This is a genomic window from Psychrobacillus soli (assembly GCF_006861775.1).
Lineage (GTDB): Bacteria > Bacillota > Bacilli > Bacillales_A > Planococcaceae > Psychrobacillus > Psychrobacillus soli.
Window position 1 is genome coordinate 1 of the sequence record NZ_VDGG01000063.1, and the last position, 17,993, is coordinate 17,993.

Consider the following 17,993-nt stretch of genomic DNA (forward strand, 5'->3'; position numbering starts at 1 on the left):
AATCGAACTTGCTGGAGAAATTAACAACTCTATGCCTGATTATGTTATTAATCGTGCAATGCAAATTTTAAATGATGACGGTAAAGCATTACGTAACGCAAAAGTTCTTTTACTTGGTGTAGCTTATAAAAAAGACATAGATGATATGCGCGAATCTCCATCATTAAAATTAATTGAACTATTAATGCAACAAGGTGCAGATTTCAAAGCAATCGATCCACATGTGGGTAAATTCAGAGTGAATGGTGAAACATTAGAAACAACTGAATTAACGGATGAACTATTGGAAGAAGCGGATATCGTTATTTTAGCGACAGACCATACTGCATTTGACTATGCGAAAATTGCGCAACAATCAAAAGTAATTTTTGATACGCGTAATGCATTCAAAGGCATTGAAACTCCAAATCGTTATATCAAACTGTAAGGAGGCAACCACTATGAACTTTATACACGAAACTGCTGAACTAGGTGAAAATACAACAGTTGGTCATTTTTCTGTAATCGAAGAAGGTGCAAAAATTGGTGCCAATGTCCGCATTGGTAATCGGGTAACGATTCATGCTGATTCTATTATCGGAGATGGGACGACGATTGATGATGGAGCGGTAGTAGGGAAACAACCGAAACCTGCGAAAACAAGTACGATGCAAATTACAAAAGAAATTCCAGCTCTAAAGCTTGGGAAAGAATGTACAATTGGAGCAAATACAATTGTCTACCGTGGAGCAGTTGTCGGGGAAAGTACGTTAATCGCTGACTTGGCTACTGTACGTGAAGATGTGGAAATTGGTTCTTTCGTTATAATCGGACGCAATGTAACTGTAGAAAACTTTGTTACAATTGGTGACCGTACGAAAATTCAATCAAACTCTTATATTACAGCGCACTCTACTTTAGAAGATCATGTATTTATCGCACCTTGTGTAACAACAACGAATGATAATTTCATGGGTAGAACAGAAGCACGCTTCGATAAGATTAAAGGTGCCACAGTGAAAAGAGGGGCTCGTGTTGGTGGAGCATCTATTATCTTGCCTGGTATTACAATTGCTGAAGAAACATTTGTAGCAGCTGGAGCTTTAGTAACAAAAGATACAGAAGAAAAAACATTGATTAAAGGGTTCCCAGCAAAAATTATGAAAAATGTACCTGAGGAGGAACTACTCTAAGTGTTTTCTCAGCTAAAACGTTTAGGAGCGGATTCGCTCCTTTACGCATTTATGAATGTAGGAACGAAGCTGATAGCTTTCATCCTCTTTCCTTTGTACGCCCATTATTTAGTTGATACATCGCTAGTAGGTTTGCTTCAGCTTGTCGATACGAATGTGTCCATGCTTACATTCTTAGTGATTTTTGGAACGGATTCGGCTTTGGCCTATTACTACTTTGAGTATAAAGACAAAGAGACACGTGAAAAGTATGTTCGATCCGTGATGACATTTAGAATATCCATTGTTATCCTATTATTCGTTGTATTTTTAATCGGTGGAGAGTGGCTCTCTGTATTGCTATTAGATGTTCCTGGTCAATCTCAATTATTTTATATTGCACTTGGAACACTTTGTTTAGATACTATCATCACACTCGTATTAACTATATTGAGATATGATTTTCATACGAAAAGAGTTGTCGTAACAACTGTTGCAAAGATGCTTTTAATAGCCATCGTATCACTACTTTTCCTCATGTTCGTTTGGACTTCACTTGAAGGGATACTTTTGGCTCGATTAATAAGTGTAGCAATTATTGTATTGGTATTAATAAAGCCAGTAAGAATTTACTTAAAACCTTTGTTTGATTGGAGTATTTTAAAGAAAATACTCATTTATGCAACTCCTTTAGTACCAGCTTCTTTAGCTTTTTGGATTATTGCTAATGCAAATAACTATTTTTTAAAGGCATTTGCTACCTTATCGGACATAGGGATTTACGGTACGGCCATTAAGTTTGCCACATTCATCACTTTATTGACTAGTGGGATTCAACTTGCTTGGAGACCTTTTTCTATGTCGTTAAAAGATAAGGAAAGTAGCCCAAAACTATTTTCTACTTTATATGCAGCGTTTTTATTGATAGGTAGTTTAGGAGTTTTAGCGTTAGCTACTCTTATGCCGTGGATTATTTTAGTAATGCCGGAGCAATTTAGAATTGCATTTCAATACGTGGCACCAATCTCCATTGCAACATTTTTAAGTTTTTACTATATGATTGTTTCCACAGGGATATTTTACTCTAAACAGACAAAACATATTTCTATAGCATTTGGAATTGCCGCAGTTGTATCGATTATATTGAATTTTATATTCGTCCCAATGTACTCCATTTGGGGTACAGTAATTTCTTATGTTGTAGCATATTGTTTGGCTCTTTTTATGGTATTCCGCAAAAGTCAAAAGCTCTATTATGTGCCCTTTTCTGGATTTAAAATGGCTTGGACAATCTTTTGGTTAATAGCAGCAACACTGGGAATTGTGTATATTCAATTACATGACTTAACTAGTTGGCTAATAGCGGGAGTATGGATTGTATTCATCATCCTAGTACTGCTCGTTCGAATGGATAAATATTTTGTGAAAAGAAAGTAATGGGGGATAAAGACATGGCGAACAAATGTAAACTTAACCTTAGGCATAAAGATTTTTATCCTATTAAAGGTGTGGGGTATGAAGGTTTTTTTAGAGGTTATTTCTACTATGAAAATCAATATGTCACCCATGAAAATTTTGTGGATCTATTTAAAGAGGTATCGCTTACAGAAGCGGCTGCGTGGAATGGAGAATTTGCGTTAATTCTTCAAACGGAAGATGAGATTACTTTAGTAACGGATAAAAAAAGAACCATCCCTTTATTTTATTCGAAAAGTGAAACAAACGGTTGGATCGTTCAAGATTATATAGAACCAAAAACTTCTATGTCCATTCGAGAAGATGCGGAGGAAGAACTTCTGCTAGCTGGTTTTGTGACTGGTGAAAAAACATTGTTCAAGGACTGGTATCAACTTGAGGTTGCTACTATTGTTCATTTAACAGAAGATGCTTCTAAGCAAAGCTATTACTCATATGTCACAGAAAAGGATCATGATTCGATTGATAATTTTGCCGAAGAGCTAGCTCATATTCTACATAATATATTCGACGAATTAGTAGTAAGACTAGCCGGGCGCAAAATTATCCTACCATTAAGTGGAGGATATGATTCTCGCATAATGGCTTTACTACTAAAGGATAAAGGTCTTTCTGATTCTATTATTACATTTACATACGGTAGACCTGGTAATGGAGAAGCAACAGTTAGTAAAGAAATTGCAGACCGTTTAGACTTGAAGTGGAAGTATTTTGCTTACGATAAAGCAATGTGGGAAGACTTATATAAGTCTAAGCTTTGGAAAGACTATGTCGTGTATGCTTGCAATGGAACATCTGTTGCGCATTTGCAAGACTTTCCAAGTACCAAGTTATTAGTAGAGGAAGAAGAATTGGAAAATGCTGTATTCATTCCGGGTCATTCTCTCGATTTTTTAGGGGGTAGTCATTTGCCTTATGAAGCTATTCTCGATAAGGAATTTACTTCAAGTGAAGTAGTGGACTTCATTATTCCAAAGCATTTTCGATTATGGCAACTAGCAAATGGACTCAGCCATACTACTAGCGACATTGGTAAATCGGTAGCAAAGGATGTTTCTGCATACACAGCATTGACTAATGAACGAGTAACTTCCATTATAGACGAATGGAACTGGAAAGAAAGACAAGCTAAATTCATCATAAACTCAGTTCGAGTGTATGAATATTTCGATCAAGATTGGTCGATGCCGTTATGGGATGACCGACTAATCTACTTTTTCAGTAAAATACCAGCTGACTTGAAGTATAAAAAATACTTGTATGATTATACACTACACAAAATGTATCCGGACTTTTACCCATTACCGCAAAAACCGGGTGCAGAAAATTCATTGAAAAATAAATACGGTGTATTGTACCCGCTTTTACGTAAAGTATATCGCAAGCGAAAATTATACAAGCAATATTTCGACGAACCAATGGAATGGTATGGAATTTACCCAACCTATAAACAATATAAACATTCCCTTTCTTTTAAAAGGAATGGTACTAAGTATAACAATCCATATAATATAAACTCATTTATAGCGAAAGATATGATTCAAATGATGAAGGAGCTGACGAAATGAAAGTCTTAACAATATTAGGAGCAAGACCTCAATTTATAAAAGCAGCAGCAGTTTCCCGCGTAATCCGTGAAGAGGTAACAGAGCTAATCGTACATACAGGGCAACATTATGATGCCAATATGTCGGATATCTTTTTCGAAGAGTTGAATATTCCAAAACCAGATTACCACTTAGGAATCGGTTCAGGAAATCATGGTAAACAAACGGGTGAAATGCTAGCGAAAATTGAAGATATTATTTTAACAGAAACACCGGATTTTGTTTTAGTTTATGGTGATACTAACTCTACACTTGCAGGGGCACTTGCTGCTGCTAAACTACATGTTCCGATTGTGCATATCGAAGCTGGTCTTAGAAGCTTTAACAAAAAAATGCCAGAAGAAGTAAACCGCATTTTAACTGACCATGTGTCTACATTACTTCTTTGCCCAACCGAAACGGCTATCCAAAACTTAACAAACGAAAACATTTCAGCTGGTGTGTACAATGTAGGAGACGTGATGTATGATGCTGTTTTATACAATAAAACATTAGCAGAATCTACTTCGACTATTTTAGAACGTGAAAACTTAAAAGCAAAAGAGTATTTATTAATTACGATTCACCGCGCTGAAAACACAGATGACGTAGATCGTATGAAATCTATTTTAGATGCATTTAGTCAAATTCCAGAAACAAAAGTATGGCCAATACATCCACGTACGAAGAAAAAATTAGAGGATTATGGCTTTAAGTTGGATCAAATTCCTAATTTACAAGTAATCGAACCAGTAGGATATTTAGATATGCTTTCTTTAGAGACAAGTGCAAAGAAAATCGTAACCGATTCTGGTGGCGTTCAAAAAGAAGCATATTTTGCAGAAGTTCCTTGTGTCACAGTACGTGACCAAACGGAATGGGTTGAAACATTGATCGAAGATGCGAATATTTTAACAGGAACAGATACAAACAAAATAGTAGAAGCAGTACAGAAGCAAGTTTCTCCTTCTTATACTCCTGTATTCGGCGATGGAAAAACAGCAGAGAAAGTATTAGCTTTATTAAAAGAACATTCTATTTAAATCAGACGGAACTAAAACCTGATCGATTAAAATGGAAGTCTCGGCGTAATTGATGAAAATAAAGTAGGTGTGAGCATTGTTAATTTTTAGCATATGGCTCTTTACTGTGGTGGCTTCCACATACCTTTTTGCAAAGGTTTCTGGAAGCCTTTCTCTTGTAAGGCCAAATATGATTTCCATTATATATTATTATTCTTTCCTTATCTCCAGTTATATTGGCGGATTATTAATAGCTTTAGGAATAGATGATTACTATATGATCAAAAGAATGGACCATGAGGAATATCGAATCATTGGATTTGTTTTATTGACGATATTAATGATTTTGTTCCCACTTACGCAATTAGTTGTAGGAAGAATTTTAGGTTTTAATGCATCATTAGAATTTGATCGTTACCTACATGAACCCGTTCGTACAAGTGTAGATAAGAACAAACGGATATTTAAACTTGCATTTGGAGCACTTGCTGCTATTTCTGTTTTGGCAGTTGCCTTTACGTTATTGAAAACGAATACGGTCCCAATATTCGAACTGTTAAAAGGTAATACAGCAGAACTTGCGAAGATGCGAATTGAGGCTGCCAGAGGATTTAGTGGAGTTTCTGTCTATATTCGAAATATATTTGGACTTGCTCTAACTCCTGTATTATCGATTATTGCATTTGTATATGCTACGCAATCAAAAGGATTATATTGGAAAGTAGTATTTTTCATGTTGTTTGTTTCTTCTGTGTTAATTTCAATTTATGATTTAGCTAAATCTCCTATTTTCTTTTACCTCATTATGCTGTTACTAGCAGCTGTGTATACGGGGCGTTTAAAGTTGAACTGGAGAAAAATAAGTGTGTATATACTAGCAGGCAGTGTGTTATTAGTTATCATGTACGTCGCTATTCAAGGCGTGACTGAAGTAGGAAGCTTCTTAGCATATAATTCTGGGCCAGTCGGTCGAATTATTTTAGCACAAATTTCCCCATTCTTTTTGCACTTGGATACTTTTTCACATTCCATCTCTTTATTAGAAGTAAAAGGATTGCCCTCTTTTATCGCTAAAATCTTTGATGTAGAACAAGTTCGCTCGGCACGAATGGTAATGGAAAATGTCTTCCCAGAAAATATAGACAAAGGAACTGGCGGAGTGCTTAATACTATTTTCTTAGGAGAAGCGTTTGCCACTTTTGGCTATTTAGGTGTCATTGTAGCCATCATTTACATTGCGATTGTTATACAATTACTTTATATTGTATTTTTACGTTTACCAAAAACACCAGTGGTCCTTGCATTATTCATTTATTTCACGATTAATATTCCAAGAACGCTTGTAGGAGGAGTTTCCGACTTCTTCTTTAATCCGATTTGGATTTTACTAACCGTTGTTTTAGGTGGATTATTCGTTTTGGAAGGATACTTTCACATTATTTGGCGCTTCGTTATGAATAAAGGGAAGAAAAGAGTGAAGGCATGAAAAATATCATTATTTATTATCCTTTTACGGTTGCAGCGAATCCGAAAAGCGGTTCCGCGATTCGTCCAGTAGAGATGATTAAAGCATTTGAAGTATATGCGAAAAAAAATGGCTTGGAGCTAATCGTTATTTCTGGTACAAGCAAAGAGCGTCGTCAGCAATGGGGCAAATTAGTAGAAGAGAGAAAATACGAGCAGACATTATTCTGCTACTCAGAAAACCAAACGATTCCATTATGGTTAACAGACCCTGGACATATACCGAAAGACTGGAAAATAGACAAAGACGTGTTTCAAACATTAAAGAAACATCATGTGCCAATTGGCGTCTTTTATCGTGATGTCTATTGGAAATTCGATGAGTTGTATTCGTTAAAAGGGTTGAAAAAATTCATCATGCAAACTATTTATAAACAGGAAGAAAAATTTTACGGAAAATACATGCATACGGTCTTTTTACCGAGCGACGCAATGGGCAAGTATGTAAATATAAATACGGCTAAAATGGCGTTACCTCCTGGAGGACGATATACAGAAATAAAGACGAATAATAATCCGATCCAAAAGCCGTTTAAAGGAATATACGTTGGCGGTATTAATAACGATGATTACGGGTTACCTACTTTAGTAGAATCGTTCGCCTTGTTAAATAAAGACAGCATAAAAGGTGAGCTAGTCATTGTTTGTCGAGAAGATGAATATACAGAGCTTAGTCAATCCGATAAGGAAAAGCTAGAAAAACCGTATATCGACTTGAAACATGTAAGTGGTGCGGAACTACAACAAGTATATACAGAAGTAGATTTTGCCTTCATACCGCGAAAAAGATCAGTTTATAACGATTTTGCTGTTCCTATCAAATTAGTAGAATACTTAACTGCTGGACTTCCGATTATTGGAACTAATTGTTCTGCACAAGAAGATTTTATACAATCAGGCCCTTACGGAGTCATTACAAAAGACGATGCAGAAAGTCTTGTCCAAGGGATGCAGGACATTCAACCCCAATTTGAACACTATAAAAGAAATATCGGGCAATCTTTTTTACAGCAGCATGCATGGAACGAACGTGCTGAACAAGCTGCGCAAGCGCTCATAGGAGGTCAACAATGAAAATTGCATTATTAGCCCCAAGCAGATCCATCCATACGCAAAAATGGGCATTATTTTATCAATCACAAGGCATTGATGTGAAAGTGTATACATTCAAGGATCATTATTCGGAGGACAATGCTAAACTTGTACCAACGGAGATTTTACCGAAGTTACTTCCAAGCAAAGCATCCTATTTAGCAGCTGCTCCGACGCTTAAAAAAATGCTAAAGGAATGGAATCCAGATATTTTACATGCACATTATGTATCCAGCTACGGGTTATTAGGTGCAATGGTTCATTATAAAAAGTATTTTGTTTCGGTATGGGGAAAAGACATTTTTGTCGTACCTAAAAAAAGCAAGCTCAATCAAAAACTGATTGAATATACATTAAATAAAGCAACGGCCATTTTTTCAACGAGTCATGTAATGGCGAAAGAAACGAATCTCTATACAAACAAAAAAGTAGAAGTAACGCCATTTGGAGTAGATATCGAGCAATTTTACCCTGCGCCAAACGGGCAAGAAGCGGACGAAAAAATTATTATCGGAACAGTAAAAGCACTAGAAGACAAATATGGAATTGCCGATTTAGTCAAAGGTTTTGCGCTATTCCATAAAGAATTTCCAAACTCCGAACTCCTTATTACAGGCGATGGTCCTCAAAGAGCAGAGTATGAACAACTCGCAAAGGATTTAGGTGTAGCAGAAGTAACGACATTTACCGGAAAAGTTCCGAATACAGAAGTGCCAGCTATTATTCGTAAAATGTCGATTTTTGCTGTACCATCTACAGAAGACAGTGAAAGCTTCGGGGTTGCCGCTGTAGAAGGAATGGCTTGTGGTGTGCCAGTTGTCGTATCAAACGTCGGTGGCTTGCCAGAAGTAGTCGTACAAGATGTCACGGGCATCGTTGTCGATAAAAATAGTCCTGATCAGTTAGCAACTGCATTTAAAAAACTAGCGAGAAATAGTGATTTACGAGCTGTAATGGGAAAAGCCGGAGTAGCTCACGTAAAAGAGCATTATAGCTGGGTCGATAATGCACATTATATGCTTTCATTGTATGAAAAATACTAATCAGAAGGTGATGGAATATGATAAAAAAAGCGGTCATTCCTGCAGCAGGTTTTGGAACTCGTTTCTTACCTGCAACGAAAGCTTTACCAAAAGAAATGCTACCAATCGTAGATAAACCAAATTTACAATATATTATTGAAGAAGCAATCGCTTCAGGCATAGAAGATATTATTATCGTCACAGGACGCAATAAAAAATCGATGGAAGACCACTTTGATAAATCGATCGAATTAGAGCTTCTATTGAAAAAAACAGGAAAACTAGAATTACTAGAGACAGTTGAAAATATTTCTAATTTAGTGGACATTCATTATATGCGTCAAAAAGAACCACTAGGACTCGGACATGCTATTTTATGCACGAAAAAATTTATCGGTAACGAACCATTTGCCGTTCTACTTCCAGATGATATTATTGATGCAGAAGTGCCTGCTTTAAAACAAATGATTGAAAAGTACGAGGAAGTCGAAAGTAGTATTTTAGGTGTCAATGAAGTTCCAGACGAAGATGTTCATAAATACGGAATCGTTGAATATAGTGAATCAGATAAAAACTTATTTACAGTGAAGCGATTAGTGGAAAAACCTTCTATTGAAAATGCACCATCGAACCAAGCGATCGTTGGCCGTTACATTTTATCACCAGCTATTTTTGAAGAACTAGAAAAAGTACAACCAGATGCAAAAGGTGAAATACAGTTAACGGATGCCATTGATTCATTATTAGCAAAAGAATCTATTTACTCATACATATTCGATGGAACACGATATGATGTTGGAGATAAATTTGGATTTTTACAAGCAACCTTTGACTTTGCACTTAAGCGGGACGATTTAAGAGAACCGCTACTTGCGTATTTGAAGAATAAATTGAAAGATTAAATCGGTGAATGCTATGCGTATCGTATATTTATGTCAACATTTCCCACCTGAAACAGGTGCTCCACAAATCCGTGTATATGAGGTTAGTAAAGAACTACTCGCCCAAGGGCATGATATTCAAGTAGTTACTGCTTTTCCTCATCACCCGCATGGGATTATTCCGGACGAGTATAAAGGAAAAAAATATGAATTTGAAAAATGGGACGGGATTCCTGTCCATCGTACTTGGATTTATCCTTCGAAAAAGGGAACTTTTTATAAACGATTAGTTTCTTATTTTTCCTTCACATTTAGTTCCTTTTACGGGCTAATGAAAGCAGGAAAAGTAGACGTCATCATTGTAAACTCACCGCCAATCTTTTTAGGGTTAACTGGTCTACTTAGTGCCAAACTAAAAGGGGCGAAGTTTGTGTTCAATGTGGCAGATGTTTGGCCGGAGTCTGCAGTGAAACTAGGACTCGTAAAAAATAAGTTTTTTATTAAGCTTGCGGAAATATTAGAGTCCTTTTTGTACAAACATTCTTGGAAAATTGCTACTGCTACAGATGGTATTAAATCTTATATTATTAATCATTCCCAGCCAGAGGATAAAGTATTTGTTTTACCAAATGGTGTAAACACAAACTTTTTTCAGCCAGCAGAAAAAAATGCCGAGTATGTAGAGAAGTTTGGATTACAAGATAAATTTGTCTTTGCCTATGGCGGCAATCTTGGCTATGCACAAGGATTAGAGTTTATTTTATATGCGGCTAAGAAAATGCAAGAAACAGTTCCACATGCATACTTTTTAATAGCGGGAGCAGGACCTGAAGAAGAGAAGCTTCGCCAATTAGCGAAAGAATTAGGACTTTTAAATATTTCTTTTTTAGGACATTTACCACTAAAGGAAATGCCGAAGCTATTTTCGGTAACAGATGTGAGCATCGTGCCATTACGCGATATTGCTTTATTTGAAGGGGCGCGTCCATCGAAAATTTTCCCAGCTGCATCTTCTGGTGTACCAGTTCTTTACTGCGGAAAAGGAGAAAGTGCCGAAATCGTAACGAAGAACAACATCGGGTTAGTCGCAAAGCCGGAAAATGTCGATTCTATCGCAGAAACAATGTATGAATTTGTCGAGATGGACGAAGTAACTAGAGAAAAAATGAAACAAGATGGAAGACAACTTGCTTTGAATGAGTATAGCTGGGCTTCTATAGTAAAAGATCTTTTGCATAACCTTACGAAGAAGTAATGGTCTTTACCATATACATGGAGCAGTAATTTATGTATAATTGGTGAGATTATATTTTAACAGTAAAGTAGGGAAGTATTATGACTACTTCACGTCAAAAAAAGCGTAAAACAAAGACGAGAAGAAAAATTTTATATACAATACTTATTATTTCGATGGTGCTTTTGTCCGGAGTTATAGTATTTGCCACAAATCTATCTCTTCAGACAAAAAATGCAATGAATAAAATATACCAACCATTGGATAGAGAAAAGGATCCAACAAAAGAAGCAGAAAATAAAATCGAAAATGCCAAAGCAGAAGACTCTGCATTTACCATATTATTAGCAGGTATTGAAAACGAAGAAAAAGCAAAATATGGTCGATCAGATGTTTTAATCTTAGCAACGATTAATCCTAAAACTGAAAAAATCTCCATGGTCAGTATTCCACGAGATTCCAGAGTTTATGTGCCAGATTTAGGATACCAAACTAAAATTAATCACTCCTATGCTTTCGGAGGGATTAACTATACGATCAATACATTGGAAGAAGTATTAGATATTCCAATCGATTACTACGTTTCCACAGACTTTCAAGGTTTTGAAGACATTGTAGATACAGTAGGCGGTGTGGATGTAGAAGTTCCATTTACGTTCAGTGCCCAACTAACAGGTAGTTTAAAGTGGAAGAAGTATACAGAAGGGCCGATGTTCTTAAACGGGAACGAAGCACTTGCATACGTTCGAATGCGTAAAAAAGATCCTCAAGGCGATGCAGGACGTAATATCCGCCAAAAACAAGTAATACAAGAGATTATTAACAAAGCCACAAGCATAAGCAATATCGGCAACATCGATAATATGATCAAAGACGTTGGAAATAACGTAAAAACGAATATTCCTTCATCGGAGTATTTTGGATTGATCAAAACGTATCAAAATATAAAATCATCCCCAATTGAGCAACTTCAATTAAAAGGGTATGATACCCTAATACGAGGAACATCTTATTTTATAATAGATGAAGAATCTCTCGAAGAAGTAAAGCGACAACTGCAACTAAATTTAGATGATTTTGGACAAAATGCACAAAGCGAAATGAATAAATCGACATCTGTCCACGATTTAACTATTGGAGAGTAAAACGAACAGCCTGAACTGGGCTGTTCTTTTTTTGATCTAGAAAACGATAACATGATGACAACAAATTAGAAACTTTATGTATAGGTGCTTTTGGAGTACTTTGAACTGATCGAGTTCTACATCATTGCCGAGACTTCTTGATGCGTAGGGATGCGACTTTGTCGCATCCCTACGCGTTTTTTTCGGTAATCGTGTGGAAGTCGCTCGTCCGTCGCTATCCAAAAGCACAGATATTCAAAGTGCTAAAGCTTTTGTGAATGAAAGAATAGACACTTTCTAATTCAGATAAAAGCAGCCAAAGATGCAATTTTGGCCGCTCAGTCCTCTCTATCTTGTTTCCACCTTTTTGATTAGAAGGAAATGTCACCTTTAAATATAGTGTTATCATATTGCCAGCGTTAACTTTGCAAAAATAAGCAAGTAACGCATGATACAATGCGATAGAGTTTCCGAAATTGCATCTTCGGAAACTTGCAGTATCAATAGAAAGGTAGCTATTCTTTCATTTTCAAAATCAATTGCCTTTTTCTTTTGAATGTTGTAAGTACGTGACGAACAAATAGCCACAGCAAGATAATCAAAAAACGGTATAGCCGGAAGTGACAAAGTCACTTCCGGCTATACTTATCCCTCGATAATGCTGTAGTGATCATTTAGTCCAAAGCGTACCGAAAACGTAACAATACAAAAATGGTTAATCAACAACTGTGGAAATTTTTACAAGTGTTATTGGAAATATATTCCGGGGATTTGGCATTTATTAACTTCGGAAACTACTGTTCTGGTAATACGACATAATTCTATTTTCTATATTACAATTCTATGACATTGGATTTAATTACATTAGTTGGATTGTTTTATGGGGATATGTGCATTAAAATGGAGAAAACACACGTTTCAAGGAGGAACAAATGAAAAAAGTAATTGCATCATCTGTCTTAGCAACTTCTGTCCTTTTGCCAATAAATCTTCTTGTGAGTGATTCACCAACTGCATACGCAACTTCTAATACATCTGTAGTTTTAGACCAAATTCTAGGCACAAAAGCGCAAATTACGGCCACTGATGTCAATGTACGAACTGGTGCCGGAACTGAATTTGATAGCATTGCAAAAGTACATACTGGACAAGACGTATCAGTACTTGCCAATACTGAAAATAGTAAAGGAGAATTATGGTATAAAGTTTCGTATAGTGGGGTAGAAGGCTGGATTATTAGTGACTATGTAAAACCAATAGCACCAACTGCTGTGAAAGCAGCATCCACAACTTCTAGTACTTCTTACGCAGGTACGACGCAAAAAATAGGGAAAAATGCGGCGAATATGCGAAGTGGTGCAACAACTTCCTATAAAGTAGTTGCTACAATCCCAACAGGCACTTCCTTGAAAATACTAAGTGCATTTACAAATGCGCAAAAAGAAGTATGGTTTAACGTTGAATATAACGGTAAAAAAGGTTGGGTTACATCGGAATTATTTGCTTTAAATGCTACTGCTGGCGAAACAGCAACTTCGATGAAAGTGGTCCAACAAACAACCGTCCATAAAGGAGCTACAAAAAGTTATGCAGTCGTTTCCACAGCGAAACCTGGGACAACTTTAGTAATCCATCAAGAGTTTACAAATGCCTCCAAAGAAAAATGGGTGCAAGTCACATATGCAACTGGAAAAAAAGGCTGGATGCTTGCTTCAGCATTTGAAGAATCATCCATTGCAAACAAAGTAGTTAGTAATAAATCCACCGTTCACTCTGGTGCAACGAAAAGCTATAAAACGGTAGCGACTATTGAGGTAGGAACAAAGCTAGCCATCCATGCAGAGTTTACAAACGCTTCCAAAGAGAAATGGTACCAAGTCAGCTATGCAGTAGGGAAAAAAGGTTGGATCCATGCAGATGCATTTGATAGTGTTTCTACTGTACCCGAAAATCCAACACCTGAAACACCTTCGACTGATGTGAAAGAAGTGGAAGAGAATAATAGCTTGAAAATTTCCGTACCTGTAGCAAATATGCGTTCAGGCCCAGGAACTAATTTCGATGTAGTAACACAAGCGAGACAAAATGATCTACTCGAATCGAGTCATTATGCAACAGATGATAAATCAGAAAAATGGTATAAAGTGAACACATCAAGTGGGGAAGCTTGGTTGCATCAATCAGTTGTATTAATTGTAGATAAAACAGAAGAAACACCGGATGTTACACCTGGTGCAGGTGAAACAGGAACGATTAAACGAGCGAATGCTTTACTGTACGCAAACAGCAATTATAATTCCGCAGTTTTACAAGGTCTTGCGAAAAACACTGCCTTTACCGTATTAAACAAATTAGTCACTACAGACGGCACTACTTGGCTACAAATTAATGCGGGTGGTAAAGAAGGCTGGGTTCCAGACTTTGAAGTAAATGATAATATCCCGACTAAATACGGGACGAAAACAGCTACTGTATATAATGGAGCAAGTGCAACTGCGAAAAAAGTAGATACAATCTACTTAAGCACACCGGTACGAGTACTTCGTTCATTGAATGGCTGGTTAAATATTGAAACACAAGGTGAAAAACGTGGTTGGATTCAAGCATCTATGCTTTCGGATATTTCACCGATCCAATTAACGAATGGTAAAACGGAAGTAAGAAATGGTCAAAACTATTTAGTATGGACGAAACCTTCTAAATTCGATATTACCTATTCGACGCCATCTGCGAACGTTTTACGCATATTTGGTAATCTATCAGATATAAACGAGATTAAATCATCTGTTACTGGCGTGCAAAGTATGAAAGTGGAAAAAGTATCTGGTGGTACTTCCGTTTTATTGATCACGTTTGACCCTAACTACACATATACAATTCGTGATTACGATAAAGAGTTAACGATTAAAGTCGTAGAAAAAGGCTTGGCAGGTAAGAAAATCATCGTAGATGCAGGACATGGTGCAAAAGATCCTGGAGCAATAGGACCAAATGGAAAGAGAGAAAAAGACGTAGTGCTTGCCACTGCTAAAGCTTTACAAGCTGAACTCGAAGCAGCTGGAGCAGAAGTGGTATTAACGAGAAGTACGGATGTTTTCTTAGAGCTGAAACAACGCACAGATATTGCAAACAAATCGGATTACGATGCGTTTATTAGTCTTCATGCAGATGCATTTAATGCCTCTTCTAAAGGAACGACAACGTATTACAATGCAACGGTTAACTTTAATGGTCCGAGAAGCCTGACGCTAGCAAAAAGCATTCAATCGGATTTAGTAAAAGCGATAGGTACGTATAATCGTGGAGTAAAAGAACAAGTATTTTATGTCAATCGTATGAATGAACTTCCTTCTGTTCTTGTAGAGCTTGCATTTATATCAAACCCAACAGAAGAAGCACAACTAGCTTCAGCCGCTTTCCAGAAAAAAGCAGCAGCAGGAATTCGAAAAGGATTAGAAAACTATTTCAAACAATAAAAGGGAGAAATGTATACGATGAAAAAGAAACTTTTAGCAACTATTGGAGCAGTACTAGGTTTAAGTTTACTATTAACAATCACAGTTCCTAGCACTACAAAGGCAAATTCCAACTTGTTGCTTGCTTCCGTTGAATGGGTACAAGCCCAACTAAATCCAATAAACACAAAAGTAACAGCACTAGAAAAACAAGTAGCAGAACAAGATGCGATTATTAAGCAATTACAAAAAGCAGTTGCAGAAGGTGGAACGGTTGTAACGCCACCACCAACTACTACACCAGATGAATCTACTGGTCTACCAACAACAGTGTATACAACGAGTAGTAACGTAAAAGTGCATAGTGGCGCAACACGTGACTATAAAGTATTAGCAACTTTCGGGGCAAATAAAGGACTAAAAGTAATCGATCAACATAAAGCGGCTACTGGCATTTGGTACCGCGTAGAAGTATCCGCTACTGTAAAAGGTTGGGTATTCTCTGGTGATGTGACAACAACTAAACCGAGCAATATCGTACCTTCTCAAGTCGTAACAAAACAAGCTGTAAACATAAGAAAAGGTGCTACGACGAACTACAAATCACTTGAATTAGTGGCAAAAGGTACTTCTTTAAAGTATTTGGATTCATTTAAAAATGCGAATGGTGAAATATGGTACAACGTGCAAACAGCTAAAGGAACTAAAGGTTGGGTGCTAAGTACGCTAACTGAGGTGAAATAATTGTTTAAACAAATAATAACTGGTCTATCAGTAGTGGCACTTAGTTTAGCCGTATCGAACACGGCATTTGCGTACAAGCAAGAAAGCTATTCTAAGCAAGTCCAAGTAGAAGTTCACAACGCTACTACGACTTCACTTAACTTAACGGGTGTCTATAAATTAGAAAACTTAACGACAAAAGAAATGTTTTTTGCGTTACCTAATACACCAGTTACGTTTTCACAAGTAAACGGGGAAGTATCGATCTATCAAACAGGTGCCTCTATGTTTTCGGCGAACGGTTTTGCGCTACACGCACTAACAGGCAATGATAAGTTAGTAGTTTTCACATCAGATGTCGATGGAAAAAAAGGGGCAACTGCTGATTATGAAACGATAAAATCGTATAAAGCATTTCAAGGTGCAAACTTTGTAAACGAATTTACAAATGCAATCGGCGAAGTATGGTACTCGATTACAGATGAACAAGGTGTATCTTCCTGGGTACCAGCAGCTTCTGCAAAAGTAGCAGAAGTTTCCACGCAACCACTTGGTAAAACACCAACTGGCACACAGTTTCGTGGAAGCTTTAACGTTGTAAAATCAGGTGCCAGCGTACAAATCGTCAATCGACTAGATTTGGAAAACTACTTAAAAGGAGTTATTCCAAATGAATCCTATGCTTCCTGGCATCAAGAGGCACTAAAAGCACAAACAGTTGCTGCAAGAAGCTATACATTAAGTAAAGCTGGTATCTTAAGTAGTACAACAAAAGACCAAATGTACAAAGGTTATACATCCGAACAAAAAAGCACCAATACAGCTGTTGACGCGACAAAAGATTTAGTTGTTAAATCGAATGGCAAACTTGTACAAGCGTATTATTATGCTGCAAGTGGCGGTAAAACAGCGAATATCGGGGAAGTTTGGGACACTGCTCAAGTACCACAATTCGTATCTGTAGATGATTCCATTGAAAAGTCACCATACGATAACTGGTCAGTGACGATTTCTAAAGCAAATATCCTGAAGAAATTTGGTTTCAGTGCAACCGATGCTCTGTTAGATGTAAAGCTAACAAAAGGCGGTTCTAACGGAGAAGTGACAGCAGTAACAGCGGTCACTTCTGCCGGAGAAAAAAAGATCACAGGCAACGAAACTGTGATGAGAAACGTATTTTTAGATGCGAACAATGCATCTCTAAAATCTAGCTGGTATGATATTAGTTTCACAAAACCATCTGGCGGCATGACAGAACTTTCCGTACAGCAAAAAAATGGAACAACGGATATCTCTTCCTTAGCAGGTGCATCCGTGCAAACCGCAACAGGTGTGGAAACAATACCAAGTGGAAATATCAATATTCAAACAAATGAAGGAATCGTATCAACAACCGGCACAACCGGCGGTATCGAGTCCGTTACAGTAAAAGGTAAAGGGTACGGCCACCGCATCGGTATGAGCCAATGGGGAGCAAAAGCCCGCGCTGACGCAGGCTGGTCATACGACCGCATCCTAAAACATTATTACCAAGGTACGACAATCGAGAAGTACTAACAAAAAGGTGATCACAGATTAAAATGTACCCTATAGAGTAGACACTTAAAAAAAGGTCTACCTATAGGGTACTTTTTTGTATAATTAGAAAAAATAAAGAAAATACAGGGGAAGATTATGAGTAAAATAGTTTTTACAGAGAAAGA

Annotated in this window: 14 protein-coding genes; all 14 read left to right on the plus strand. The window is 37.0% G+C overall.

Features of this window, described 5'->3' with window-relative positions:
• The coding region (locus FG383_RS19010; protein ID WP_281285365.1) for a UDP binding domain-containing protein at nt 1-427 on the plus strand (427 nt) is incomplete at its 5' end.
• Nucleotides 428-440: 13 nt separating this feature from the next.
• Nucleotides 441-1,172, plus strand: a complete 732-nt coding sequence (locus FG383_RS19015; RefSeq protein ID WP_142609011.1) for an N-acetyltransferase — start codon at nt 441-443, stop codon at nt 1,170-1,172.
• Nucleotides 1,173-2,588, plus strand: a complete 1,416-nt coding sequence (locus tag FG383_RS19020) for an oligosaccharide flippase family protein (protein ID WP_142609013.1) — start codon at nt 1,173-1,175, stop codon at nt 2,586-2,588.
• A gap of 14 nt (nt 2,589-2,602) precedes the next feature.
• Nucleotides 2,603-4,195: a 7-cyano-7-deazaguanine synthase gene (locus tag FG383_RS19025; protein WP_185908017.1), complete on the plus strand. Its 1,593-nt coding sequence runs from the start codon at nt 2,603-2,605 to the stop codon at nt 4,193-4,195.
• Nucleotides 4,192-5,256 (plus strand): non-hydrolyzing UDP-N-acetylglucosamine 2-epimerase, encoded by a 1,065-nt coding sequence (gene wecB / locus FG383_RS19030; protein WP_142609016.1) that lies wholly within the window; start codon nt 4,192-4,194, stop codon nt 5,254-5,256. The genes FG383_RS19025 and wecB overlap by 4 nt, the downstream gene beginning before the upstream one ends.
• A gap of 169 nt (nt 5,257-5,425) precedes the next feature.
• Nucleotides 5,426-6,721 carry an oligosaccharide repeat unit polymerase gene (locus FG383_RS19035; protein WP_246097065.1) on the plus strand — a complete coding sequence of 432 codons (1,296 nt, stop codon included), beginning with the start codon at nt 5,426-5,428 and terminating at the stop codon, nt 6,719-6,721.
• Nucleotides 6,718-7,833 (plus strand): glycosyltransferase, encoded by a 1,116-nt coding sequence (locus tag FG383_RS19040; RefSeq protein WP_142609020.1) that lies wholly within the window; start codon nt 6,718-6,720, stop codon nt 7,831-7,833. The genes FG383_RS19035 and FG383_RS19040 overlap by 4 nt, the downstream gene beginning before the upstream one ends.
• Nucleotides 7,830-8,894, plus strand: a complete 1,065-nt coding sequence (locus tag FG383_RS19045; protein WP_142609022.1) for a glycosyltransferase — start codon at nt 7,830-7,832, stop codon at nt 8,892-8,894. The genes FG383_RS19040 and FG383_RS19045 overlap by 4 nt, the downstream gene beginning before the upstream one ends.
• Before the next feature lie 17 nt (nt 8,895-8,911).
• Nucleotides 8,912-9,775 carry a UTP--glucose-1-phosphate uridylyltransferase GalU gene (gene galU, locus FG383_RS19050; RefSeq protein ID WP_142609024.1) on the plus strand — a complete coding sequence of 288 codons (864 nt, stop codon included), beginning with the start codon at nt 8,912-8,914 and terminating at the stop codon, nt 9,773-9,775.
• Between the two features lie 13 nt (nt 9,776-9,788).
• Nucleotides 9,789-11,009, plus strand: a complete 1,221-nt coding sequence (locus FG383_RS19055; RefSeq protein ID WP_142609026.1) for a glycosyltransferase family 4 protein — start codon at nt 9,789-9,791, stop codon at nt 11,007-11,009.
• A gap of 80 nt (nt 11,010-11,089) precedes the next feature.
• A complete protein-coding gene (locus FG383_RS19060) occupies nt 11,090-12,133 on the plus strand; it encodes an LCP family protein (protein WP_142609028.1) in 1,044 nt (347 codons plus the stop codon).
• A gap of 911 nt (nt 12,134-13,044) precedes the next feature.
• Nucleotides 13,045-15,588: an N-acetylmuramoyl-L-alanine amidase family protein gene (locus tag FG383_RS19065; RefSeq protein WP_142609030.1), complete on the plus strand. Its 2,544-nt coding sequence runs from the start codon at nt 13,045-13,047 to the stop codon at nt 15,586-15,588.
• A gap of 18 nt (nt 15,589-15,606) precedes the next feature.
• Nucleotides 15,607-16,311, plus strand: coding sequence for an SH3 domain-containing protein (locus tag FG383_RS19070; RefSeq protein ID WP_185908018.1), 705 nt, complete (start codon nt 15,607-15,609; stop codon nt 16,309-16,311).
• Nucleotides 16,312-17,847, plus strand: coding sequence for a SpoIID/LytB domain-containing protein (locus FG383_RS19075; protein WP_142609034.1), 1,536 nt, complete (start codon nt 16,312-16,314; stop codon nt 17,845-17,847). It begins immediately after the preceding gene.
• Nucleotides 17,848-17,993 lie beyond the last annotated feature (146 nt).